General features: G+C 52.9%; 20 protein-coding genes. 16 read left to right on the forward strand and 4 right to left on the reverse strand.

Annotation, left to right across the window (positions count from 1 at the left end):
• The first annotated feature begins 23 nt into the window (after positions 1 to 23).
• Positions 24 to 1,187, forward strand: a complete 1,164-nt coding sequence (locus GW579_RS10570) for an MFS transporter (RefSeq protein WP_152325147.1) — start codon at positions 24 to 26, stop codon at positions 1,185 to 1,187.
• A gap of 60 nt (positions 1,188 to 1,247) precedes the next feature.
• Here the strand turns inward: GW579_RS10570 and leuD are convergent, their stop codons facing one another.
• Genes leuD through leuA form a run of 4 tightly spaced genes read right to left on the reverse strand, consistent with a single transcriptional unit; the run spans position 1,248 to position 5,946 of the window.
• Positions 1,248 to 1,850 carry a 3-isopropylmalate dehydratase small subunit gene (gene leuD, locus GW579_RS10575; protein WP_152325146.1) on the reverse strand — a complete coding sequence of 201 codons (603 nt, stop codon included), beginning with the start codon at positions 1,848 to 1,850 and terminating at the stop codon, positions 1,248 to 1,250.
• A 10-nt stretch (positions 1,851 to 1,860) separates the two neighbouring features.
• The gene (gene leuC / locus GW579_RS10580) at positions 1,861 to 3,261 is read right to left on the reverse strand and encodes a 3-isopropylmalate dehydratase large subunit (protein WP_101075152.1); all 1,401 of its coding nucleotides are present in this window, start codon (positions 3,259 to 3,261) and stop codon (positions 1,861 to 1,863) included.
• Position 3,262: 1 nt separating this feature from the next.
• Entirely contained in the window at positions 3,263 to 4,354 is a 1,092-nt protein-coding gene (leuB, locus tag GW579_RS10585) for a 3-isopropylmalate dehydrogenase (protein ID WP_152325144.1), read from the reverse strand.
• 2 nt (positions 4,355 to 4,356) lie between these two features.
• A complete protein-coding gene (gene leuA, locus GW579_RS10590; RefSeq protein WP_152325143.1) occupies positions 4,357 to 5,946 on the reverse strand; it encodes a 2-isopropylmalate synthase in 1,590 nt (529 codons plus the stop codon).
• Between the two features lie 748 nt (positions 5,947 to 6,694).
• Between leuA and leuO the strand changes: the two genes are divergently transcribed.
• The 15 genes from leuO (at position 6,695) to murG (ending at position 25,250) form a co-directional block, all read left to right on the forward strand.
• Positions 6,695 to 7,642, forward strand: coding sequence for a transcriptional regulator LeuO (gene leuO, locus GW579_RS10600; RefSeq protein ID WP_165058990.1), 948 nt, complete (start codon positions 6,695 to 6,697; stop codon positions 7,640 to 7,642).
• 290 nt (positions 7,643 to 7,932) lie between these two features.
• The gene (locus GW579_RS10605) at positions 7,933 to 9,729 is read left to right on the forward strand and encodes an AMP-dependent synthetase/ligase (RefSeq protein WP_165058991.1); all 1,797 of its coding nucleotides are present in this window, start codon (positions 7,933 to 7,935) and stop codon (positions 9,727 to 9,729) included.
• Positions 9,730 to 10,148: 419 nt separating this feature from the next.
• Positions 10,149 to 11,867 (forward strand): acetolactate synthase 3 large subunit, encoded by a 1,719-nt coding sequence (gene ilvI, locus GW579_RS10610; RefSeq protein WP_165058993.1) that lies wholly within the window; start codon positions 10,149 to 10,151, stop codon positions 11,865 to 11,867.
• 2 nt (positions 11,868 to 11,869) lie between these two features.
• A complete protein-coding gene (gene ilvN, locus GW579_RS10615) occupies positions 11,870 to 12,361 on the forward strand; it encodes an acetolactate synthase small subunit (protein ID WP_165058995.1) in 492 nt (163 codons plus the stop codon).
• Between the two features lie 167 nt (positions 12,362 to 12,528).
• Positions 12,529 to 13,533: a catabolite repressor/activator gene (gene cra, locus GW579_RS10620; RefSeq protein ID WP_152325138.1), complete on the forward strand. Its 1,005-nt coding sequence runs from the start codon at positions 12,529 to 12,531 to the stop codon at positions 13,531 to 13,533.
• 707 nt (positions 13,534 to 14,240) lie between these two features.
• On the forward strand, positions 14,241 to 14,699 hold the full coding sequence (gene mraZ / locus GW579_RS10625) for a division/cell wall cluster transcriptional repressor MraZ (protein WP_104923345.1): 459 nt from the start codon (positions 14,241 to 14,243) through the stop codon (positions 14,697 to 14,699).
• A gap of 2 nt (positions 14,700 to 14,701) precedes the next feature.
• On the forward strand, positions 14,702 to 15,643 hold the full coding sequence (rsmH, locus tag GW579_RS10630; protein ID WP_165058997.1) for a 16S rRNA (cytosine(1402)-N(4))-methyltransferase RsmH: 942 nt from the start codon (positions 14,702 to 14,704) through the stop codon (positions 15,641 to 15,643).
• Positions 15,640 to 15,960 carry a cell division protein FtsL gene (gene ftsL, locus GW579_RS10635; RefSeq protein WP_152325136.1) on the forward strand — a complete coding sequence of 107 codons (321 nt, stop codon included), beginning with the start codon at positions 15,640 to 15,642 and terminating at the stop codon, positions 15,958 to 15,960. The genes rsmH and ftsL overlap by 4 nt, the downstream gene beginning before the upstream one ends.
• Positions 15,961 to 15,987: 27 nt before the next feature.
• Positions 15,988 to 17,751: a peptidoglycan glycosyltransferase FtsI gene (locus GW579_RS10640; protein WP_152325135.1), complete on the forward strand. Its 1,764-nt coding sequence runs from the start codon at positions 15,988 to 15,990 to the stop codon at positions 17,749 to 17,751.
• Positions 17,738 to 19,225 (forward strand): UDP-N-acetylmuramoyl-L-alanyl-D-glutamate--2,6-diaminopimelate ligase, encoded by a 1,488-nt coding sequence (gene murE / locus GW579_RS10645; protein WP_165058999.1) that lies wholly within the window; start codon positions 17,738 to 17,740, stop codon positions 19,223 to 19,225. Before GW579_RS10640 ends, murE begins: the two co-directional genes overlap by 14 nt.
• Positions 19,222 to 20,583, forward strand: a complete 1,362-nt coding sequence (gene murF / locus GW579_RS10650) for a UDP-N-acetylmuramoyl-tripeptide--D-alanyl-D-alanine ligase (protein ID WP_165059000.1) — start codon at positions 19,222 to 19,224, stop codon at positions 20,581 to 20,583. The genes murE and murF overlap by 4 nt, the downstream gene beginning before the upstream one ends.
• Positions 20,577 to 21,659, forward strand: coding sequence for a phospho-N-acetylmuramoyl-pentapeptide-transferase (mraY, locus tag GW579_RS10655; RefSeq protein ID WP_152325132.1), 1,083 nt, complete (start codon positions 20,577 to 20,579; stop codon positions 21,657 to 21,659). The genes murF and mraY overlap by 7 nt, the downstream gene beginning before the upstream one ends.
• A 2-nt stretch (positions 21,660 to 21,661) precedes the next feature.
• The gene (murD, locus tag GW579_RS10660; protein WP_165059002.1) at positions 21,662 to 22,978 is read left to right on the forward strand and encodes a UDP-N-acetylmuramoyl-L-alanine--D-glutamate ligase; all 1,317 of its coding nucleotides are present in this window, start codon (positions 21,662 to 21,664) and stop codon (positions 22,976 to 22,978) included.
• Positions 22,979 to 22,983: 5 nt separating this feature from the next.
• Positions 22,984 to 24,186, forward strand: coding sequence for a cell division protein FtsW (ftsW, locus tag GW579_RS10665; protein ID WP_370530255.1), 1,203 nt, complete (start codon positions 22,984 to 22,986; stop codon positions 24,184 to 24,186).
• Positions 24,183 to 25,250 (forward strand): undecaprenyldiphospho-muramoylpentapeptide beta-N-acetylglucosaminyltransferase, encoded by a 1,068-nt coding sequence (gene murG, locus GW579_RS10670; RefSeq protein ID WP_165059004.1) that lies wholly within the window; start codon positions 24,183 to 24,185, stop codon positions 25,248 to 25,250. Before ftsW ends, murG begins: the two co-directional genes overlap by 4 nt.
• Positions 25,251 to 25,309 lie beyond the last annotated feature (59 nt).

A 25,309-nucleotide genomic window follows, 5' to 3' on the forward strand; every position in this document is an offset into this window, starting at 1 on the left:
TTTCATTTCTCAGGGATGGCGTTATGTCTAAACCTCGTATTAATGCAATTTATGTCACCTTTCTGGTGGTGTCCTTGCTGTGTGGTGTCGCGGGCGCGTTGCAGGCGCCGACGCTTAGCCTGTTTCTGACCAATGAAGTGAAAGTCCGGCCAATGTGGGTCGGTTTCTTTTATACCGTCAACGCGATTGCCGGGATTGCGATCAGCTTTCTGCTGGCTAACCGCTCGGATAATAAAGGCGACCGCCGCAAATTGCTGATGTTTTGCTGCCTGATGGCCATCGGCAACAGCCTGGTATTTGCTTTCAGCCGTGATTATCTGGTGCTGATCACCGTTGGTGTTTTGCTGGCGGCCATCGGGAATGCGGCGATGCCGCAGCTGTTTGCGCTGGCGCGTGAACACGCCGACCGTTCATCCAGCGAAGTCGTCATGTTCAGCTCTATGATGCGTGCGATGCTCTCACTGGCGTGGGTACTGGGCCCGCCGTTGTCGTTCATGCTGGCGCTGAATTACGGTTTCACGCCGATGTATCTGAGTGCGGCCGCGGTGTTTGTCGGCAGCATACTGATGATTGCGTTTTTTCTGCCGTCCGTGCCACGCCTCGAACAACCGGTGGATGAAAAAGTCGTGCCGGTCAGCGCGTGGCGGAACAAAGATGTACGTCTGCTGTTTTTCGCGTCATTGTTGATGTGGACGTGCAATATCATGTACATCATTGATATGCCGCTATATATCACCAGCGAGTTAGGTTTGCCGGAAGGGCTGGCGGGCTTATTGATGGGAACGGCGGCAGGGCTGGAAATTCCGGCTATGCTGGTAGCAGGCTATCTGGTTAAGCATTTTGGTAAGCGAAAACTGATGTTGTACGCGGTGGCAAGCGGGGTTATTTTCTATGCCGGTCTGGTGGCATTCCCGTTCAAAGCCGCACTGATGATCCTGCAACTGTTTAACGCGATTTTCATTGGCATCGTGGCCGGTATTGGCATGCTGTATTTTCAGGATCTGATGCCGGGACGCGCCGGTTCGGCGACCACGTTATTCACCAATAGCATCTCGACCGGCGTGATTTGCGCAGGTTTGCTGCAGGGCGTGATCGTGGAGAACTTTGGCCATTATCCGGTGTATTGGGCTGCGACAGTTCTGGCGGTTCTGGCGCTTGGCCTGATGTTTAAAGTCAAAGACGTCTGACCGCAATAAAAGAAGAAACCCGCGAAGTTCGCGGGTTTTTTTATGTCTGACGTACGGTAATCAGTGCATAAATGCAGGCTGATTTTTCTCGTAGCCGGAGATGTTCTCTTCGTGCTGCAAGGTCAGGCCGATGCTGTCCAGACCGTTAATCATGCAGTGACGGCGGAAGCTGTCGATGACAAACGGATAGCTTTTGTTACCGGCTTTCACGGTTTGCGCTTCCAGATCCACTTCGAACTGAATGCCTTCGTTGTCTTTCACCAGTTGGAAAAGCTCGTCGACTTCCGTTTCGCTCAGCGTGATGGGCAGCAACTGGTTGTTGAACGAGTTGCCGTAGAAGATATCAGCAAAACTCGGGGCGATCACCGCATGGAAACCGTAATCAGTCAGTGCCCATGGCGCATGCTCACGGGATGAGCCGCAACCAAAGTTTTCGCGCGCCAGCAAAATGCTCGCGCCTTTGTAGCGCGGTTTGTTCAACACGAAATCCGGGTTAGGCACCTGACCGGCGTCATCCAGAAAACGCCAGTCATTGAACAGATGCTGGCCGAAACCGGTGCGGGTCACTTTCTGCAAAAACTGTTTCGGGATAATCGCATCGGTATCGACGTTAGCTGCATCCAGCGGAACCACCAGACCGATGTGTTGGGTAAATTTAGCCATGGTGTTTTCCTCAGTTCAGTTCACGGATATCAGCGAAGTGGCCGGTGACCGCTGCTGCGGCAGCCATTGCCGGGCTGACCAGATGCGTGCGTCCGCCACGGCCCTGACGGCCTTCGAAGTTACGGTTGCTGGTAGACGCGCAACGCTCGCCCGGTTCCAGGCGGTCGTTGTTCATCGCCAGACACATGGAGCATCCCGGCAGACGCCATTCAAAACCGGCTTCGATGAAGATCTTATCCAGACCTTCTTCTTCCGCCTGCGCTTTTACCGGACCGGAACCCGGAACCACAATCGCCTGCACACCCGTCGCGACTTTACGGCCTTTGGCAATCGCTGCCGCAGCACGTAAATCTTCGATACGGGAGTTGGTGCAGGAACCGATGAAGACTTTGTCGATTGCGACGTCGGTCAGTTTAATACCCGGCTGTAAATCCATGTACGCCAGCGCTTTCTCAGCGGAAGCGCGTTCTACCGGATCGGCAAAGGAAGCAGGATTTGGGATCACCTGATTAACGGCCATCACCTGACCCGGGTTGGTGCCCCAGGTAACCTGTGGCGCGATTTCAGAGGCGTCCAGCGTCACGATGGTGTCAAACTTCGCGCCGTCTTCGGTTTTCAGGGTTTTCCAGTATTCTACAGCGGCGTCCCAGTTCTGCTCTTTCGGCGCAAACTGGCGGCCTTTCAGATAAGCAAACGTGGTTTCATCCGGCGCAACCAGACCGGCTTTCGCACCCATTTCAATCGCCATATTGCACAGGGTCATACGACCTTCCATGCTCAGCGCTTCAATGGCTTTACCGCAGAATTCCACCACGTGGCCGGTACCCCCCGCACTGCCGGTTTTACCGATAATTGCCAGTACGATGTCTTTCGCCGTGATGCCCGCAGGCGCTTCGCCGGTGACTTCTATCTTCATGGTTTTCGCGCGACCCTGTTTCAGGGTTTGCGTCGCCAGAACGTGTTCAACTTCAGACGTCCCGATACCGAAGGCCAGTGAACCAAATGCACCGTGCGTAGCGGTATGGGAGTCGCCGCACACGATGGTCATGCCCGGCAACGTCATACCCTGCTCAGGGCCGATGACGTGAACGATGCCCTGGAACGGGTGATTCAGGTCATACAACTGCACGCCAAATTCCGCACAGTTTTTGATTAATTCCTGCATCTGAATGCGCGCCATTTCGCCACTCGCATTGATGTCTTTGGTTTGGGTGGATACGTTGTGATCCATCGTCGCAAAGGTTTTGCCCGGCTGACGCACAGGACGCCCCATCGCGCGCAAGCCGTCGAATGCCTGCGGAGAGGTCACTTCGTGAACCAGATGGCGGTCGATGTATAACAATGGCGTTTCGTTTTGCGCTTCGTAAACGACGTGAGCATCAAACAATTTTTGGTACAAAGTCTTGGCCATGTTACGCCCCTTCTTTCACAAAGCGGGCAATAATGTCGCCCATTTCACTGGTGCCCAACGCCTGCTGGCCGTTCGCCAGATCACCGGTACGGTGGCCTGCTTCCAGTGCTTTATTGACGGCCTGTTCGACTGCATTTGCCGCGTCATCCGCGCCCAGGCTGTAACGCAGTAACAGCGCCGCAGACAGGATTTGTGCAATCGGGTTAGCGATGTTTTTACCGGCGATATCCGGTGCAGAACCGCCTGCCGGTTCAAACAGACCAAACGCCTGCTCGTTCATGCTGGCAGAAGGCAACATACCCATAGAACCGGTGATCATCGCGCATTCGTCGGACAGGATGTCGCCGAACAGGTTGGAACACAGCAGCACGTCAAACTGGGACGGATCTTTAATCAGCTGCATGGTCGCGTTGTCGATATACATGTGGCTCAGGCTGACGTCCGGATAATCCTTCGCGATTTCGTTGACCACTTCGCGCCACATAATAGAGGTCTGCAACACGTTGGCTTTATCAATGGAGGTCACTTTGCTGCGGCGTTTGCGCGCAGATTCAAACGCGATACGTGCAATACGTTCAATTTCGAAGCGGTAATAGACTTCGGTATCAAACGCTTTTTCGTGCTGACCCTGACCTTCGCGGCCTTTCGGCTGACCGAAGTAAATACCGCCGGTCAGTTCGCGTACGCACAGAATGTCGAAGCCTTTTGCGGCAATGTCGGCACGCAGCGGGCAAAACTCTTCCAGTCCCTGATACAGACGGGCAGGGCGCAGGTTGCTGAACAATTTGAAGTGCTTACGCAGTGGCAATAATGCGCCACGCTCAGGCTGATCGTTTGGTGGCAAATGTTCCCATTTCGGGCCGCCGACGGAGCCAAACAGAATGGCATCAGCTTGTTCGCAACCCGCAACGGTGGCTTCCGGCAACGGGCTGCCGTGTTTATCGATGGCTGCGCCACCGACGTCATATTCGCTGGTGGTAATTTTCAGGCCAAAGCGCTGACGCACTGCGTCCAGAACTTTATAGGCCTGGGCCATAACTTCAGGGCCAATTCCGTCTCCGGGTAAGACGGCAATATGATGGGTCTTGCTCATGTTCACACCGTTTCCTGATTATTTTGAATGTTGTTGTGTTGCTGACTTTGCTGCTGCAAACGTTGTTTTTCGATCTCAACTTGTTTGCTGCGCCAGATGTTGTTCAGTACGTGCACCATCGCTTGTGCGGAGGACTCGACGATGTCTGTCGCCAGACCCACGCCGTGGAAGCGGCGGCCATTAAAGGAGACGACAACGTCGACCTGGCCCAGTGCGTCGCGACCCTGACCTTTTGCACTCAGCTGGTATTTGACCAGCTCAATCTGATAGCCGGTGATGCGGTTGATGGCCTGATAGACAGCATCGACCGGGCCGTTGCCAGTGGCGGCTTCGGTCATGATTTCTTCGCCACAGGCCAGATTCACAGAAGCCGTTGCGGTAATTTTGGAACCTGACTGCACGCTGAAGTTATCCAGACGATAGAATTCCGGCTCTTCCTGCTGCTTATTAATGAAGACCAGTGCTTCTAAATCGTAGTCGAAAACCTGACCTTTTTTGTCGGCCAGCTTCAGGAATGCGGTATACAGATGATCCATGTTGTAATCGGATTCTTTATAGCCCATTTCTTCCATACGATGCTTCACGGCCGCGCGGCCGGAGCGGGAAGTCAGGTTCAGCTGAATCTGGTTCAGACCGATAGATTCCGGCGTCATGATTTCGTAGTTTTCGCGGTTTTTCAGCACACCGTCCTGATGAATACCGGAGGAATGTGCGAACGCATTAGACCCGACAATCGCTTTGTTGCCAGGGATAGGCATATTGGTAATCTGGCTGACAATCTGGCTGGTGCGGTAGATTTCTTTGTGATTGATGTTGGTATGAACGTTCATGTAGTCGCTGCGTGTGCGGATTGCCATGATCACTTCTTCCAGCGCGGTATTCCCGGCGCGTTCGCCGATACCGTTCAGCGTGCCTTCAACCTGACGCGCACCGGCCTGAATGGCGGCGATGGAGTTACCGACCGCCATGCCCAAATCATCATGGCAGTGAACGGAGATAATCGCTTTATCGATGTTAGGCACGCGTTCGTACAGGTTAGTAATGATGCCGCCGAACTGAACCGGCGTGGTGTAACCGACCGTATCAGGAATGTTAATGGTGGTCGCACCGGCTTTAATCGCAGCTTCTACGACGCGGCACAAATTGTCCAGCGGCGTACGGCCTGCATCTTCGCATGAGAATTCAACGTCATCGGTGTAGTTACGGGCGCGTTTCACGGAGTGAATCGCCATATCCAATACCTGATCAAACGAACGCTTCAGTTTGGATTCAATGTGCAGGGTAGAGGTTGCCAAAAAGACGTGGATACGGAACGCTTCGGCCACACGCAACGCTTCGGCTGCGGCATCAATGTCACCGTCTACGCAACGGGCCAGACCGCAAACACGGCTGTTTTTAATCTGGCGCGCGATGGTTTGTACAGACTCGAAATCGCCAGGAGAAGAGACCGGGAAGCCGACTTCCATGACATCCACGCCCATTCTTTCCAGCGCCATTGCAATTTGAATCTTCTCTTTCACACTCAGGCTGGCCTGTAACGCCTGTTCACCATCACGCAGTGTGGTATCGAAAATAATGACTTGCTCGCTCATGGGTTATTCCTTGTCTGTTTTATTTTCGCGCCCTGCGGGGAGATAAAAAAAAACCCGCGCATCGGCGCGGGTTTATTGTCTGTGGAAGTTAAAATCAGTTGTGATTTTCGCCCACTGGCTTACCGCGCAAATTTTCTGCGTTGAGTAGTAGGCCTAGGAGACGGGTAATCATGAACATGTTTTCAGCTTCTCATAATCGGGTAGTAAGAACGGATATCGTCCAAACAGTGCCTAAAGTGATACGGGAATGTCCTTTGTATGTCAACCTTCACTGTGTGGAAATCGCGAAAAACCTTGCAAATGATATTTTGTCTCATTTAGCATAAAAAACTGGTTGCCGGAGCCTGTCCGGCGCAAAGCTTTTTGCGGTTTTTTCCCTCGCTCTGCGTATATAAAAAGGCCAAAAAGAGACACCAGTTTTAAACAGCGAGGTAAATTACCTTTCTAATACAGGAGATTAGGAATGATGTAGTTTTGCTTAACTTATTATTCATTTTTCGCATGTTGTTTACCCAACTATTTTATTGTCTTATATCATCAGTTTTTAAGGGGGAAGTGAGATTCATATTTCCCTTTATGATTATTAGGAAAGACGTTTCTATATCTTTTCCTAATTAACATGATGAAATTTCACGGATTTACCGGTCATTGTTTCTGCAGGTCTGATATTCCTCCAAGTCCTGTTTTTATAAAGCAAGTTATTAACGTCATGACTCCTTTTATTGGAGTCATTTTGATGGAGAACTTCATGTCAGATTTCACTACAGAAATTAAAACTAAGCAGCCGGAAGCCGAAACACATCTTCGTAATGTGGATTTGAATTTACTCACGGTATTCGATGCTGTAATGCAATTACAGAATATTACCCGTGCTGCCAATATGCTGGGAATGTCCCAGCCCGCAGTCAGTAATGCAGTAGCCCGGCTGAAAGTGATGTTCAATGATGATTTATTTGTGCGTTATGGCCGTGGCATTCAGCCCACCATGCGCGCCCGCCAACTTTTCGGACCTGTCCGCCAGGCTTTGCAACTGGTCATGAATGAGTTGCCCGGTGCCGGTTTTGACCCCAATATCAGTATGCGCCAGTTTAATGTGGCGATTTGCAGCCCGCTGGATAAACGCCTGACGTCTCAGGTTTTAAATGCCATTGATACATTATCAACCGGCGTCAGCATCAAATTGCAGACCATCGTCAATGATAATATCGAGCATCAGCTGCGTTACCAGAATATTGAGTTTATGATCAGTTATCGTAAATTTGAGCGTGCCGATTTTTGTAATCAGGCATTATTTAATGACGAACTCGTTCTGGTCGCCGCGAAAAATCATCCGCGTATTAGCCCGCATATGTCAGATGAAAAATATCTGAAAGAAAAACACGCCGTGATGGTTCTGGATCGTTTCTATTCCTTCAGTTCGGCTTATTACGACGATCCTGAGTTGCAATCTCTAATTACTTATCAGGGAACCGATCTTTTCAGCGTAATGGAAATTGTGTCTAAGACTGATATGGTCGCCCTGGTTCCGCGCTGGCTGGCACAATCAAATGCCGGAATGCTCAATTTATCCGTGATCCCTCTGCCGTGGATGAAGAATCATCTGACCTGCTACCTTTCCTGGCATGAATCTTCCAGCAAAGATAAAGGGAATATGTGGATGAAATCTTTATTAAGCCAATGCGTTCTGTCCTTGTAGTAAGCCAACGAATCACACTTTTACTGAGGCTTAGGCTGAAGTAAAAGTGGCTGGTTATGAAGTTCTTTGGAGTTTTTTATCCTGCCTGTTTTTTTAACCTCGTTAAAAACAGGCAGGTTTTTTTTGCAATAAAAAACGTCCGTTTCCCTTTCCAAAAGCGCGTTGCGCACCCACAATTTAATTTCACCGTGCACGGTTTGCCGGTAGACTGCGTTAAATTTTTGTAATGACGTTATGCAGTCAGATCCTCCTCCTTTCCTGATTACGCTGGATGCCGGTACAAACACTCAATGAATCCAACCTTAAATAACTATCATCTGATTACCCGTTTTCGCCAGCAAATCAGTGCCCGTGCTGAGCAGATTGCTTTCCGTGAATGGACCTCTGCGGCAGAAACCTCCCTGACCTGGCGCGAGCTTGGCGAAAAAGTGGATGCCCTGTCCGACGTGTTATTGCAGGAACAGGTGAGTGTTCAGGAACGCATCGCGATTTGCGGAAATAACTCCATGGCGTGGGCCATCGCCGATCTGGCGATCCTCCAGTTACGTGCCGTGACCGTGCCCATTTATGCAACGAATACGCCTTCCCAGTCGGCTTATGTGCTCAATGATGCCGATATCCGCATTCTGTTTGTTGTGGGCCAGAAACAGTATGACGCGGCGGTTGCCTTGCGCGATTTGTGTCCACAGCTGAAACATATTTTTGTGCTGGACAGCAGCGTTGACCTGCGCGGTATCGCGATGGCCCGTCACGTTTTCCAGCTTGTTCCGCAAGACCGGCTGATTTCTGCCGAACGTGAAGTCCGCGTCAATGCCAGCAATCTGGATGATTTATTCACGCTGATTTACACCTCGGGCACCACCGGCGAGGCGAAAGGCGTCATGCTCGATTACACCAGCATGGCGACGCAACTCCGGCAACATGAAGAACGCCTGAGCATTTCGGACAGCGATGTTTCGCTGTGTTTTCTGCCGCTGGCGCACGTCTTTGAACGGGCCTGGAGTTTTTTTGTGCTCCACTCCGGCGCGCAGAATGTTTTCCTGCGGGAAACCGATCTGGTTCGCGATGCGTTGCAGGCAGTTAAACCAACGGTCATGTGCGCCGTTCCGCGCTTCTATGAAAAAGTCTTCAGCGCGATCCACGATAAAGTTGCGCGTTCGGGCTCGCTGAAAAAACGACTTTTCCACTGGGCGGTGGCGCAGGGCAAAGAAAAGTATCTGACGGAACGTCGCGGCGAACGTTATTCGTTCTGGCTTTCTCCGGCTCATTTTCTGGCGGACAAGCTGGTGCTGAAAAAGCTGCGTGGATTACTCGGCGGGAATTTGCGTTTTCTGCCTGCTGCCGGTGCGAGCCTTGATGACAATGTCATTCTGTTTTTCGAATCTCTCGGGCTGCACATTAAATACGGTTATGGCCTGACGGAAACCTGCGCCACGGTGACCTGCTGGGAAGAAAAAGATTTTCGTTTTGGATCCGTAGGAACGGCGTTGCCTGAGATCGAAGTGCGCATTGGGGATGAAAATGAAATCCAGGTGCGCGGCCCGACGTTGCTGCGGGGTTATTTTAATAAGCCAGCTGAAACTGCCGCCAGTTTTACCGCTGATGGCTGGTTCAAAACCGGCGATGCGGGGAAAATGGACGAGCAGGGCAACGTATTCATTACTGAACGTCTCAAAGATCTGATGAAAACGTCGGGCGGGAAATACATCGCGCCGCAACGGATCGAAGGCACGCTGGTGCAGGATCGTTACATTGAACAGGCGGCGGTAATTGCCGATGAACGGCATTTTGTTTCCGCGCTGATCGTGCCGGATTTTGATGTGCTGAACATGTATGCCCAGGCGCATCACATTGATTATTTCAACCGCGACGGGCTGGTGAAAAACGAACAGATCCTGTCGCTCTTTGCGCATCAGTTGCGTGAGATCCAGCACGATCTGGCCGGTTTTGAGCAGGTGAAAAAGTTTGTGCTACTGACCAAACCTTTCACGATGGAAGCCGGTGAGCTGACGCCGACGCTCAAACTGCGACGGAAGATCATTTTCAGCCGCTATCAGCAGGAAATTGATCAGCTTTATCGCGAGTAACTGCGAACCTGCCGTTTACCGCTTTTCTGCTAAAAAGACCGGCCGACGCCCGTTTGCCGGTTTCCTCCTGATTTCTATGTCAGCCCCGGACATAATTTAATACTGTAATTTTTCCGACCTTCCTGATATTTCTGACTGGTTCCCGCACACAGGCAGTGTTTTGTCCCGAACGGGCGAGTGAAGGCAGCGTGAGGCAAAAAAACAACAGTTCCGGACAATTTTTGGCGTTTGCCTGACTCAGGTTCTGACGCTAAGGTACTGAGTTAGATTCGTGAACGCCAATAAGAACAGCAGGGTTTTTTAAGCCCGAAAGAAAGTCCTAAAATTCAGCGAATTATCATTAAATCGTTGCCTGATAGAACAGCTAGCTGAAAGAAAAGTCATCCTATAAAAGAAGCAAAAAGCCTGGAGGCAAAACCATGGAGATGTTGTCAGGAGCCGAGATGGTCGTCCGGTCGTTAATCGACCAGGGCGTTAAGCACGTATTCGGTTATCCCGGCGGAGCGGTGTTGGATATCTATGATGCCCTGCATACGGTCGGTGGGATTGATCATGTGCTGGTGAGACATGAACAGGGTGCTGTTCATATGGCTGACGGTTATGCGCGCGCCACAGGCGATGTGGGCGTGGTGCTGGTGACTTCCGGTCCCGGCGCAACCAATGCTATCACCGGTATTGCCACGGCTTATATGGATTCCATTCCACTTGTGGTGCTATCCGGCCAGGTACACAGTTCACTCATTGGGTATGACGCGTTCCAGGAATGCGACATGGTGGGGATTTCCCGTCCGGTGGTGAAACACAGTTTTCTGGTAAAACGCGCGGAAGATATTCCGACTGTATTGAAAAAAGCGTTTTATCTGGCATCAACCGGCCGCCCTGGTCCGGTGGTGGTCGATTTACCGAAAGACGTGGTGAACCCGCAAATCAAGCTGCCTTACGCCTATCCTGAGCAGGTCACGATGCGTTCCTATAACCCGACCGTGCAGGGCCATCGCGGTCAAATCAAACGTGCGGTTCAGACTCTGCTGAACGCGAAAAAACCGGTGCTGTATGTCGGCGGCGGCGCGATCAACTCTGAATGTGATGCTGAATTACTGCAACTGGCTGAGAAACTGAATCTGCCGGTGACCAGTTCCCTGATGGGGCTGGGGGCGTTCCCGGGCACGCATCGTCAGAGCCTCGGCATGCTGGGTATGCACGGTACGTACGAAGCTAATATGGCGATGCACAATGCGGATCTGATCTTCGGTGTGGGCGTGCGTTTCGATGACCGGACCACCAACAATCTTGCGAAGTACTGCCCGAATGCGACGGTCATGCACATTGATATCGACCCGACCTCTATCTCCAAAACAGTCAATGCGGACATCCCGATTGTCGGCGATGCGAAGCAGACGCTGATTCAGATGCTGGAACTGCTGGCGCTAAGCGATGAGAAGCAGGAGTTCGATGCGCTGCGTGACTGGTGGCAGAATATTGAGAACTGGCGCGGGCGCGAATGTCTGAGCTATGACAAAAATACCGGCACCATCAAACCTCAGGCGGTTATCGAAACGCTGCATCGTCTGACCAAAGGCGAGGCGTATGTGACGTCTGACGTCGGCCAGCACCAGATGTTTGCTGCGCTGTATTACAAGTTCGACAAACCGCGCCATTGGATCAACTCCGGTGGCCTTGGCACGATGGGCTTTGGCCTGCCCGCTGCGCTGGGTGTCAAACTCGGACTGCCGGATGAAACCGTGATTTGTGTGACTGGTGACGGCAGTATCCAGATGAATATTCAGGAGCTTTCTACCGCACTGCAATACGATTTGCCGGTGATTGTCGTCAACCTGAACAACGGTTATCTCGGCATGGTGAAACAGTGGCAGGACATGATTTATTCCGGCCGCCATTCCCAGTCTTACATGCAGTCACTGCCTGATTTCGTCAAACTGGCGGAAGCTTACGGACATGTGGGTATTGCTATCCGTAAGCCTGAAGAGCTGGAAAGCAAACTGGCGCTGGCACTCGAACAGAAAAATCGTCTGGTATTTGTCGATATCAGCATTGATGAAACAGAACACGTTTACCCGATGCACATCCGTGGCGGTGCGATGGACGAAATGTGGTTAAGCAAAACGGAGAGGACCTGATCATGCGCCGGATTTTATCAGTATTACTGGAAAACGAATCGGGCGCGTTGTCCCGCGTAGTCGGCCTGTTCTCTCAGCGTGGGTATAACATTGAAAGCCTGACCGTGGCCCCGACCGATGATCCGACGTTGTCCCGTATGACCATTCAGACCGTCGGTGATGCCAAGGTGCTTGAGCAAATCGAAAAGCAATTGCATAAGCTGGTCGACGTACTGCGTGTAACTGAACTGATCCAGGGCGCGCACGTTGAACGTGAAATCATGCTGGTGAAGGTACAGGCTTCCGGTTATGGCCGCGAAGAAGTGAAGCGTTCTACCGAGATTTTTCGCGGCCAGATCGTCGATGTCACCGCCACGCTTTACACCGTTCAGCTTGCAGGAACCAGTGACAAACTTGATGCGTTTTTAGCCAGCATCCGTGATGTGGCAGAAATTGTGGAAGTGGCGCGCTCCGGTGTGGTCGGTGTTTCACGCGGCGACAAGATCATGTGTTAAAGTGTAAATAATCAGCAAGATGTAACATTTGTCTGCTCACTGAAAGCCCAACCCTTACGTTGGGCTTTCTTTTTTGCGAGTCAGGTGAAGCGATTCGGTAAAACACCTTGCCCGGCAGGGGCTTCTGCGGTTAGATAAAGCATTATCTTTATTAAGGGGTTTTCTCAGTGAAGCTGGATGAGATCGCGAGGTTAGCGGGCGTTTCGCGTACGACGGCCAGTTATGTCATTAACGGCAAGGCGAAACAGTATCGTGTCAGCGATAAGACAGTCGAAAAAGTCATGGCTGTCGTGAAGGAACATAACTATCACCCGAATGCGGTGGCAGCAGGTTTGCGTGCCGGCCGTACACGTTCAATTGGTCTGGTGATCCCCGATCTGGAAAACACCAGCTACACCAAAATCGCCAATTTCCTCGAGCGTCAGGCCCGTCAGCGCGGCTATCAGCTGCTGATCGCCTGTTCTGAAGATCAGCCGGATAACGAGATGCGGTGCATCGAACATCTGCTTCAGCGGCAGGTTGATGCGATAATTATCTCCACGTCATTACCACCGGAGCATCCTTTCTATCAACGCTGGGCCAACGATGATTTCCCGATCATTGCGCTCGACCGTGCGCTGGATCCTGAGCATTTCATCAGCGTCGTGGGCGCTGATCAAGACGACGCCCTGATGCTGGCGCAGGAACTGCGCACATTCCCGGCTGAGTCAGTACTCTATCTCGGCGCACTGCCGGAGCTTTCCGTGAGTTTCCTGCGCGAGCAGGGCTTTCGCCAGGCGTGGGCAGAAGATTCACGCCAGCCAAAATATCTGTACGCCAATGCGTACGATCGCGAATCAGCGGCGGTTGTTTTCGCCGACTGGCTGAAAACCAACCCGATGCCGCAGGCGTTATTTACCACCTCATTCCAGCTGTTGCAGGGCGTGATGGACGTGACGCTGAAAACCGAAGGGCGTCTGCCGGTGGATCTGGCGATTGCGACTTTCGGCGATAACGAGCTGCTAGATTTCCTCGAATGTCCTGTTCTGGCGGTCGCTCAGCGTCATCGTGACGTGGCTGAACGCGTGCTGGAGCTGGTGCTGGCTTGTCTTGATGAGCCGAAGAAACCGAAAGCCGGACTGACGCGAATCCGCCGTAATCTGTTCCGCCGTGGCCGTCTGAGTCGCAAGTAAACACCGCAACGGGCATTCTTCCTGAGTGCCCGTCACTATCCTCCCCGCACGCTCCAATCTCTTTTTCAGTAATTCGGCTTATTCTGTGGATAATACAATTATGAAAATTCCCATAGGAGATGAATGGGTAATTTAGGAGCATTCCCAGACAACTGAATTATTAAGAAATGTTTTCGCGCTTCCGTTGCCGATATAAACCTCCTAATCAATTTCTAAAATACGTTAATGCTGCCAGCAAAAGTCCTGTAGAATTCCCCGCTTAATTTCCCTCAGCATGGGTTTTGAAGAACGCTGATGGTTTTTAAAACGCCTCAAAGGCTTATGCCATGCGGTCTGGCAGACAAAATGATGATGATTTAGCAGTGATAGCCAAAAAAAAATTGAGAATGATTTTTTTTATGGCAAACCGGTCAAGAAATGAGAGTTAGATAGCAGAAGAATATAAATAGTTAAATAATGTTCAGTTTGGTTTTTTTTTAAACGAAATTATTAACCCTGCGAAATTTCTTCAACTAATCATGACGTTATTTTCTGTCCCTCCTCTAAAACACCTCACTACACTGCGCAGTGCTTTCGTTTAGCTGCGTAAATATTGCCAAACCGCCTCTGCTCTGGCTTGACAAGGTTTTAAAACCATCCGTAAACTCTTTTCTGTGGGAATTTGTGGGGGAAAGTGGTGAAAAGGGTCACAGAGGGGTAGATCGGTCATGTTTCGTGGCGCGACGATGGTTAACCTCGACAGCAAAGGGCGACTTGCCGTACCCACCCGTTATCGGGATTTGCTGAGCGAAGAATCGCAAGGTCAAATGGTGTGCACCATAGACCTCCATCACCCATGTCTCCTCCTTTACACCCTCCCTGAATGGGAAGTAATCGAACAAAAATTGTCCCGTCTGTCGAGCATGAACCCCGTCGAGCGCCGTATTCAGCGGCTTTTACTCGGGCATGCCAGTGAATGTCAGATGGATAATGCCGGGCGTTTACTGATTGCAACCACACTGCGTCAGCACGCCGGGCTCGCAAAAGAAGTGATGCTGGTTGGACAGTTCAACAAGTTTGAGCTGTGGGATGAACAGACCTGGTATCAACAAGTTAAGGAAGACATCGACACTGAACAATCGTCTCAGGAACCGCTTTCTGAGAGATTACAGGACTTGTCATTATAAGCATGGTTGAAAACTACAAACACACTTCCGTTTTGCTGGATGAAGCCGTCAACGGCCTCAACATTCGACAGGACGGCATTTACATAGACGGAACTTTTGGCCGTGGTGGCCATTCACGTTTGATTCTGTCCCAGCTTGGGCCGGACGGACGCTTGCTGGCGATTGACCGCGATCCACAGGCGATCAAAGCCGCAGAAGCTATTGAAGACTCACGGTTCTCGATTGTTCACGGACCGTTTTCCGATCTTGCAGAGTATGTACGGGATCGTGGCCTTGAAGGCAAAATTGATGGCGTGCTGCTGGATCTGGGTGTTTCTTCACCGCAACTGGACGATGCCGAACGCGGCTTCTCTTTCATGCGCGACGGACCTCTGGATATGCGTATGGATCCAACCCGGGGTTATTCAGCCGCAGAATGGCTGATGAAAGCGGAAGAAGAGGACATCACCTGGGTATTGAAAACGTTTGGCGAAGAGCGTTTCGCGAAGCGTATCGCGCGCGCAATTGTTGAGCGTAACCGTGAATTGCCAATGACCCGTACCAAAGAACTGGCTGATTTGATTGCGAATGCCTCACCGTTTCGTGAAAAGCATAAGCATCCGGCTACGCGCAGTTTCCAGGCGATCCGTATCTACATCAACAGCGAGCTGGAAGAAATTGAACGTGCGCTGGACGGCGCGCTGGAAATTCTGGCACCAAAAGGGCGTTTGTCCGTGATCAGCTTCCACTCGCTGGAAGACCGTATCGTGAAGCGCTTTATCCGCCAGCACAGCCGTGGCGCTCAGGTTCCGGCGGGTATCCCGATGACCGAAGCGCAGATCGCTGAACTCGGTGGGCGTTCGCTGAAATCTGTTGGAAAAATGATGCCGTCCGAAGCGGAAGTTTCGGAGAACCCGCGGGCCCGCAGTTCTGTTCTGCGTTTTGCTGAGAGAACGAGCGCGTGATTGGCAACGAACGCCACGGACTGGTGGGAGTCATTGCCAGCGATATTCTTCGCAACGGCAAGATCCCAATGATTCTGCTGATCGCCGTTCTGGTCAGCGCAATATTCGTTGTGACCACGGCGCATCGTACGCGTTTACTGACGGCGCAACGTGAACAACTGGTACTGGAAAGGGATGCGCTGGACATTGAATGGCGCAACCTGATCCTCGAAGAGAACGCTCTCGGCGATCACAGCCGGGTAGAACGCATCGCAACGGAGAAATTGCAGATGCAGCACGTTGATCCATCTCAAGAAATTATTGTGGTTCAGCCTTAAAATGCGCACGGAGAATACAGGCAGCTAATGAAAGCAACACGCACCGCGAAGTTAAAGCGTCCCGAAGATCAAGCCAGCTTTATCAGCTGGCGTTTTGCGTTGTTGTGCGCCTGTATCCTTCTGGCTCTGGTTGGCCTGATGTTGCGTGTGGCTTATCTGCAAGTCATTAACCCTGACAGGCTGGTCAAAGAAGGGGATTTACGTTCCCTGCGCGTCCAGACCATCCCAACATCTCGCGGCATGATCACCGACCGTTCAGGCCGTCCCCTGGCAGTGAGCGTTCCGGTCAATGCGATCTGGGCCGACCCGAAAGAAATTAACGATCGCGGTGGTATCACGGTTGATACGAAATGGAAAGCACTGGCCGACGCGCTGAACATGCCGCTCGATCAGCTTTCAGCACGTATCAATGCAAATCCTAAAGGCCGCTTTGTGTATCTGGCGCGTCAGGTGAATCCGGCCGTTGGCGAATATGTCCATAAACTCAAGCTGCCGGGTATTTCCCTGCGTCAGGAATCCCGTCGCTATTATCCGGCCGGGCAGGTTACGTCGCACGTTATTGGCGTCACCAACATTGACGGCGAAGGCATTGAAGGCGTTGAGAAGAGTTTTGACCGCTGGCTGACGGGTAAACCAGGTGAACGTACCATCCGTAAAGACCGTTTTGGCCGCGTTATTGAAGACATCTCCACCGTCGACAGCCAGGCTGCACATAATCTGGCGCTGAGCATTGATGAACGTCTGCAAGCGCTGGTGTATCGCGAGCTGAATAACGCCGTGGCTTTCAACAAAGCGGAATCCGGCACTGCGGTATTGGTCGATGTGCAAACGGGTGAAGTGCTGGCGATGGCTAATAGTCCGTCCTATAACCCGAACAACATGCCGGATACGCCGAAAGACGTGATGCGTAACCGCGCGATTACTGACATTTTCGAACCGGGTTCTACCGTTAAACCGATGGTCGTCATGACCGCGTTGAAAAATGGCGTGGTTCGTGAGAACAGCGTGCTCAATACGCTGCCGTACCGGATCAACGGTCATGAGATTAAAGATGTGGCCCGTTACGCGGAGCTTTCCGTGACGGGTATCTTGCAGAAGTCGAGTAACGTCGGTGTTTCACGACTGGCGTTATCGATGCCGTCCGCAGAGCTGGTAGACACTTACTCGCGATTCGGATTGGGAAAACCAACCAATTTGGGGCTGGTTGGAGAAAGCAGTGGCTTATACCCTAAAAAACAACGGTGGTCTGACATAGAGAGGGCCACCTTCTCTTTCGGCTACGGGCTAATGGTGACACCTCTCCAGCTAGCGCGAGTCTATGCCACGATCGGCAGTATGGGCATTTATCGTCCGTTGTCGATCACACGTGTTGATCCGCCGGTTTCCGGCGAACGCGTGTTCCCTGAACCTCTGGTGCGCACCGTCGTTCATATGATGGAAAGCGTTGCGTTGCCAGGCGGCGGCGGCGTGAAAGCCGCTATCAAGGGTTACCGTATTGCGATTAAAACCGGTACTGCGAAGAAAGTCGGTCCGGATGGCAAATACGTCAATAAATACATTGCCTACACCGCAGGCGTTGCGCCGGCCAGCAATCCAAAATTTGCTCTGGTGGTCGTCATTAACGATCCGCAGGCAGGGAAGTATTACGGTGGGGCCGTTTCCGCACCGGTGTTTGGCGCCATCATGGGCGGAGTATTACGCACCATGAACGTTGAACCTGACGCGCTGACTGCCGATGAAAATGCAGACATAGTAAATAATCAAAAAGAGGCAACAGGTGGCAGATCGTAATTTGCGCGACATCTTAGCGCCCTGGGTGAGTGAAGCCCCGGCAGTAGCGCTAAAAGACATGATCTTAGACAGCCGCATTGCGGCTGCTGGCGATCTGTTTGTCGCGGTCTCAGGCCATACCAGTGATGGGCGTCGTTTTATTCCCCAGGCAATTGCTCAGGGCGTCGCTGCCGTCGTGGCCGAAGCAAAAGATGAACAAGAGCACGGAACGGTCTGCCAGATGCATGGTGTACCGGTGATTTATCTTGAGGATCTCAACGTCCTGCTTTCCGAACTGGCAGGACGTTTTTATCAGCAGCCAGGCAAATCATTGCGTCTGGTTGGCGTGACAGGCACCAACGGTAAAACCACTACCACACAACTGCTGGCGCAGTGGAGCCAGCTGCTGGGCGAAACCAGTGCGGTGATGGGTACCGTGGGGAATGGCCTGCTCGATAACGTGGTTCCGGCGGAAAACACCACCGGTTCTGCCGTTCAGGTCCAGCATATTCTGGCTGATTTAGTGAAACAGGGTGCCACCTTCGCCGCGATGGAAGTCTCTTCCCACGGGCTGGTGCAGCATCGTGTAGCCGCGCTGCCGTTTGCTGCCGCTGCGTTTACCAACCTGAGCCGCGATCATCTGGATTACCACGGTGACATGCAGAGCTACGAAGAAGCCAAATGGCTGCTCTTCTCCTCGCATCCGGTCGGTCAGAAAATTATCAATGCTGACGATGAAGTCGGGGCGCGCTGGCTGGCGAAAACCCCGGATTCCGTTGCGGTCAGCATGGAAGACAAAATCCCGGCGGGCTGGAAAGGCCGCTGGCTGGTTGCCCGTAGCGTGAACTATCACGACAACGGCGCGACGGTAAATATCGATTCAAGCTGGGGCGAAGGCAAGCTGGAGAGCCGCCTGATGGGCGCGTTCAATGTCAGCAATCTGCTGGTTGCACTGGCGACTCTGCTTTCCCTTGATTATCCGCTGGCACAATTGCTGGCGACGGGTTCCCAGTTACAACCTGTTTGCGGGCGTATGGAGGTCTTCAACGCGCCGGGTAAACCGACCGCCGTTGTCGATTACGCACATACGCCGGATGCGCTGGAAAAAGCGCTGGCAGCTGCCCGTCTGCACTGCAAAGGGCAACTGTGGTGCGTGTTCGGTTGCGGTGGCGATCGCGATAAAGGCAAACGTCCTCTGATGGGTGGGATTGCCGAACAATTCGCCGATCGCGTTATTGTGACCGATGACAACCCTCGCAGCGAAGAACCTCGCGCCATCGTGGCGGATATTCTTGCCGGATTGCTTGATGCTGGCCGTGCGCAGGAAATCCATGGTCGTGCGGAAGCGGTAACCAGCGCCATCATGCAGGCGCAGGAAGACGACGTCGTTCTGATTGCCGGCAAAGGCCATGAAGATTATCAGCTGGTGGGAAATCAGCGTCTTGATTACTCCGACCGGGTGACTGTCGCACGTTTGCTGGGGGTGATCGCATGATCCGCGTTTCTCTGCAAACTCTGGCCGACGCGCTTAACGCTGAACTTGTCGGCGCGGATACACAAATTGACAGCGTGACGACGGATACCCGTCAGATCACCGAAGGCTGTTTATTTGTCGCGCTGAAAGGCGAAAAATTCGATGCCCACGATTTTGCGGCAGATGCCGTTAATGCGGGTGCAGGGGCTTTGTTGGTAAGTAAGCGCTTACCGGTGGAGGTCCCTCAGTTAGTTGTCGCTGACACCCGCATTGCGCTGGGTCAACTCGGCGGCTGGGTTCGCCAGCAGGTTCCTGCCCGCGTGGTCGGCCTGACCGGCTCCTCCGGCAAGACTTCTGTGAAAGAAATGACCGCGGCGATTTTGCGTGAGTGCGGTAACGTCCTGTACACCGCAGGCAATTTCAATAACGACATCGGCGTACCGCTGACGTTACTGCGCCTGACCGCAGAGCATGATTTTGCCGTTATTGAGATGGGCGCAAACCATCCGGGCGAAATCGCCTATACCACCGCGCTGGCACGTCCTGAGACTACGCTGATCAACAATCTCTCTGCGGCTCATCTTGAAGGTTTTGGTTCGCTGGCCGGCGTTGCCCGCGCAAAAGGCGAGATTTTTGAAGGTTTGCCGGAAAACGGTATCGCGGTGATCAACGCTGAGAGTAATGACTGGGCAAACTGGCAGCACAAACTGACCGGTAAAACCGTCTGGCAGTTCTCTTCTGCAAAGAATGAGGGCATCGATTTCAACGCGACCGACGTCAGACTCAGCCCGCTGAACACCGCTTTCACTCTGCATTCACCAAAAGGCAGCATTGATGTTTCGTTGCCGGTGCCGGGACGCCACAACATTGCCAACGCTTTGGCTGCGGCTGCGCTGGCGCTGTCTGTCGGCGCTTCGCTTGAAAACGTGCGTGCTGGCCTGAAAACCCTGCAATCCGTCAAAGGACGTTTGTTCCCGATTGCGCTTAGCGAAGGCAAAACCCTGCTCGACGACAGCTATAACGCGAACGTCGGTTCAATGACCGCAGCGGCACAAGTGTTGTCAGAAATGCCGGGCTACCGCGTGATGGCCGTCGGCGATATGGCTGAACTGGGCGCTGAAAGCGAAAGCTGTCACCGTCAGGTCGGCGAAGCGATCCGTGCATCAGGTATAGATAAAGTATTCAGTATTGGTCACGACAGCCGCATCATCAGTGATGCCAGCGGATGTGGTGAGCATTTAGAGGATAAGGCAGCCCTGACGGCCCGTTTAACGAGCTTACTGTCTGAACACGCGGTAATTACCGTTTTGATTAAAGGTTCACGTAGTGCCGCAATGGAGCAGGTAGTACGCGCGTTACAGGAGAATGCAACATGCTAGTTTGGCTGGCCGAACACTTGGTCAAATATTATTCCGGCTTCAACGTCTTTTCCTACCTGACGTTTCGCGCCATTGTCAGCCTGCTGACTGCTTTGTTCCTGTCTTTGTGGATCGGACCACGGATGATTGCCCGTCTGCAAAAAATGTCTTTTGGTCAGGTTGTCCGTAACGACGGCCCGGAATCGCATTTCAGCAAACGCGGGACGCCAACGATGGGCGGCCTGATGATCCTGGCATCCATCACAATTTCCGTCCTGATGTGGGCTTACCCGTCTAACCCGTATGTCTGGTGCGTGCTGTTTGTTCTGCTGGGCTACGGTGTTGTCGGTTTTATCGATGACTACCGCAAAGTCGTCCGTAAAGACACCAAAGGTCTGATCGCCCGCTGGAAATACTTCTGGCAGTCAGTTATCGCACTTGCCGCCGCCTTCACGATGTATGCCATCGGGAAAGACACGCCAGCCACTGAGCTGGTAGTGCCGTTCTTTAAAGACGTCATGCCGCAGCTGGGGCTGCTGTATATCCTGCTGAGCTACTTCGTGATTGTCGGAACCAGTAACGCCGTTAACCTGACCGATGGTTTAGACGGTCTGGCGATTATGCCAACCGTGTTCGTCGCAGCTGGCTTTGCGCTGGTGGCCTGGGCGACCGGTAACATGAATTTTGCCAGCTACCTGCACATTCCTTACCTTCGCCACGCGGGTGAACTGGTGATCGTGTGTACCGCCATTGTCGGCGCCGGTCTTGGCTTCCTGTGGTTCAACACCTATCCGGCTCAAGTTTTCATGGGTGATGTCGGTTCACTGGCTCTGGGCGGTGCGCTGGGGACTATCGCCGTGTTGCTGCGTCAGGAATTCTTACTGGTGATTATGGGCGGTGTGTTCGTGGTTGAAACACTGTCGGTCATCTTGCAAGTCGGGTCCTTTAAGTTACGTGGTCAGCGCATTTTCCGTATGGCGCCGATCCATCATCACTACGAACTTAAAGGCTGGCCGGAACCGCGCGTCATCGTGCGCTTCTGGATTATTTCGCTGATGCTGGTCCTGATTGGCCTGGCGACGCTGAAGGTGCGGTAATTATGGCTGACTATCAGGGTAAAAAAGTGGTCATCATCGGGCTGGGTCTTACCGGCCTGTCCTGTGTTGATTTCTTTGTGGCACGGGGCGTGATGCCGCGTGTTATTGATACCCGCGTCAGCCCGCCCGGACTGGATAAACTCGCGGATAACATTGAACGTCATCTGGGTTCGCTCAATGAAGACTGGTTGCTCGATGCGGACCTGATTATCGCCAGCCCCGGTATGGCGCTGGCGACTCCTGCACTGAGCGCTGCCGCCGATGAGGGTGTGGAAATAATCGGTGATATCGAGCTGTTCTGCCGCGAAACGCAAACGCCGATTGTGGCGATCACTGGTTCTAATGGTAAAAGCACTGTAACAACGCTGGTCGGCGAAATGGCGAAAGCTGCCGGATGGCGCGTCGGCGTGGGCGGTAACATTGGTCTGCCAGTACTGACCATGCTTGATCATGAATACGATTTGTTTGTGCTCGAACTGTCCAGTTTCCAGCTTGAAACTACGCACAGTCTGCACGCGGCGGCCGCGACGATCCTCAACGTGACCGAAGATCATATGGATCGCTATCCGTTTGGTTTGCAGCAGTACCGTGCGGCAAAACTGAAAGTTTATGAAAACGCTGCGCTGTGCGTCGTCAATGCTGATGATGCGCTGACAATGCCGGTGCGTGGCGCTGATAAACGTTGCGTGAGTTTTGGTGTGGATGTCGGTGATTACCATCTGACACGCCAGCAGGATGATATCTGGCTGCGTGTGCGTGGCGAGAAAGTACTGAATACCAAAGAAATGCCGCTGACAGGCCGCCACAATTATACCAACGCGCTGGCTGCACTGGCACTCGCGGATGCCGTGGGCATTCCTCATGCTTCAGGCCTGAAAGCCCTGACGACCTTTACCGGACTGGCGCACCGTTTTCAGGTAGCGTGGCAACACAATGGCGTCCGTTGGATCAACGACTCCAAAGCGACCAACGTCGGTAGCACCGAAGCAGCCCTCAACGGCCTGCACGTTGAGGGTACATTGCATCTACTGCTGGGCGGTGACGGGAAATCTGCGGATTTCTCGCCTCTGACGAAATATTTGCAGGGCGATAATCTGCGCATCTACTGCTTTGGCCGTGACGGCGCGGAGCTGGCAGATTTACGTCCTGAAGTTTCTTCTCTGTTTGAAACGATGGAACAGGCGATGCGTGATATCAGCACGCGTGTGGCGTCAGGCGATATGGTTTTACTGTCTCCGGCCTGCGCAAGTCTTGATCAGTTCCGCAGTTTTGAACAACGCGGTGATGTTTTCACTGCGCTGGCGAAGGAGCTGGGTTAATGCGGATCCGTATCCCGGGGCTGAGCCTCGTCGGAAAATTTAACGACTGGGTGATGGGGTCGAAAGAAAACGACTCGCTGACGCTGGTGCTGTATGACCGGACGCTGCTGTGGCTGACATTTGGTCTGGCAATTATCGGCTTCGTGATGGTGACATCGGCTTCGATGCCGATCGGCCAGCGTCTGGCTGATGACCCGTTTTTGTTTGCCAAACGTGATGCGATTTACCTTGCCCTGGCCTTCGGGCTTTCGCTGGTCACGCTGCGTGTACCAATGGCGATCTGGCAGAAATACAGTAACGTTCTGCTGCTGCTTTCCGTGGTGATGTTGCTGGTTGTGCTGGTGGTGGGGAGTTCGGTTAACGGGGCATCACGCTGGATTTCACTGGGGCCATTGCGTATTCAGCCCGCAGAGTTTTCCAAGCTGTCACTGTTTTGTTATCTCGCCAGCTATCTGGTGCGAAAGGTTGATGAAGTCCGGAGCAACTTCTGGGGTTTTTGTAAACCGATGGGTGTAATGGTGGTTCTGGCGGTTCTCCTGCTGGCCCAGCCTGACCTCGGTACCGTCGTAGTACTGTTTATTACCACGCTGGCGATGTTGTTCCTGGCGGGGGCAAAAATGTGGCAGTTCCTGGCCATCATCGGGTCCGGTGCTTTCGCCGTTGTGTTGCTGGTTCTGGCCGAACCGTACCGTATGCGCCGCGTAACGTCGTTCTGGAATCCGTGGGCCGATCCGTTTGGCAGTGGCTACCAGTTAACTCAGTCACTGATGGCGTTTGGTCGCGGTGAATTCTGGGGCCAGGGGCTCGGGAATTCGGTGCAGAAACTGGAGTATTTACCGGAAGCGCATACCGACTTTATCTTCTCCATTTTGGGTGAAGAATTGGGGTATTTCGGTGTGGTTTTGGCTTTGTTGATGGTATTCTTCGTCGCTTTTCGCGCCATGTCCATCGGGCGTCGCGCACTGGAGATTGACCAGCGTTTTTCCGGATTTTTGGCCTGCTCAATTGGCGTGTGGTTCAGCTTCCAGGCGCTGGTTAACGTCGGGGCCGCTGCGGGGATGCTACCAACGAAAGGTCTGACCTTACCGCTCATCAGTTACGGTGGTTCGAGTCTGTTAATTATGTCGACGGCAATCGTGTTATTGCTGCGAGTGGATTTTGAAACGCGTCTGGCAAAAGCCCAGGCGTTTGTAAGGAGCGCCCGATGAGTGGCAATACCCGGCGTTTAATGGTGATGGCAGGCGGTACCGGCGGGCACGTTTTCCCCGGTCTGGCCGTCGCACATCATCTTATGGCGCAAGGCTGGGAAGTTCGCTGGCTGGGCACCGCAGACCGAATGGAAGCGGATTTGGTGCCAAAGAATGGCATCGAGATTGATTTCATTAAAATCTCAGGATTACGTGGGAAAGGTCTGAAAGCGCAACTCACTGCCCCTGTTCGCATATATCATGCCTGGCGCCAGGCGAAAGCCATCATGAAGCGCTTCCAGCCTGATGTGGTTTTAGGTATGGGCGGTTACGTTTCCGGCCCCGGCGGTCTGGCGGCATGGTCACTGGGTATTCCGGTGGTGCTGCATGAACAAAATGGTATTGCGGGCATGACCAATCGCGGTTTGTCGCACATTGCCAAAAAAGTATTACAGGCGTTTCCCGGCGCATTCCCGAATGCGGCCGTGGTCGGTAATCCGGTGCGCACCGATGTGCTGGCGCTGGAATTACCGCAAACCCGTCTGGCCGGGCGCGAAGGACCAATCCGTGTGCTGGTCATTGGCGGAAGTCAGGGCGCGCGGGTACTGAATCAGACCATGCCGGAAGTGGCAGCGCTGATGGGCGAAAAAATTACGTTGTGGCATCAGGTCGGTAAAGGCGCGCTGGAGTCCGTGAATCAGGCTTACGAAAAAGCCGGTCAGACTCAGCATAAAGTGACCGAATTCATTGATGACATGGCAGCGGCTTATGCCTGGGCGGATGTGGTGGTATGCCGCTCCGGCGCGTTAACGGTCAGTGAAATTGCTGCCGCAGGTTTGCCGGCCATTTTTGTGCCATTCCAGCATAAAGACCGCCAGCAGTACTGGAACGCATTGCCGCTTGAAAAAGCCGGTGCTGCAAAGATTATTGAGCAGAAAGATTTTAGTGCCGCCGCCGTCGCTGACCTGATGGCCGGATGGGACAGAACCCATCTGATGGAAATGGCAAGAGCTGCGCGTGCCGCCGCCATTCCTGATGCGACAGAACGTGTAGCCGCAGAAGTGGTTGCCGCCAGTAAAAAATGAAATTGAACGGGCCATGCGAAGCGTGGTCCCAGCCGTAAGAAACGGATTAATCAGTAACC

Source organism: Rahnella contaminans (genome assembly GCF_011065485.1).
Classification (GTDB): Bacteria; Pseudomonadota; Gammaproteobacteria; order Enterobacterales; family Enterobacteriaceae; genus Rahnella; species Rahnella contaminans.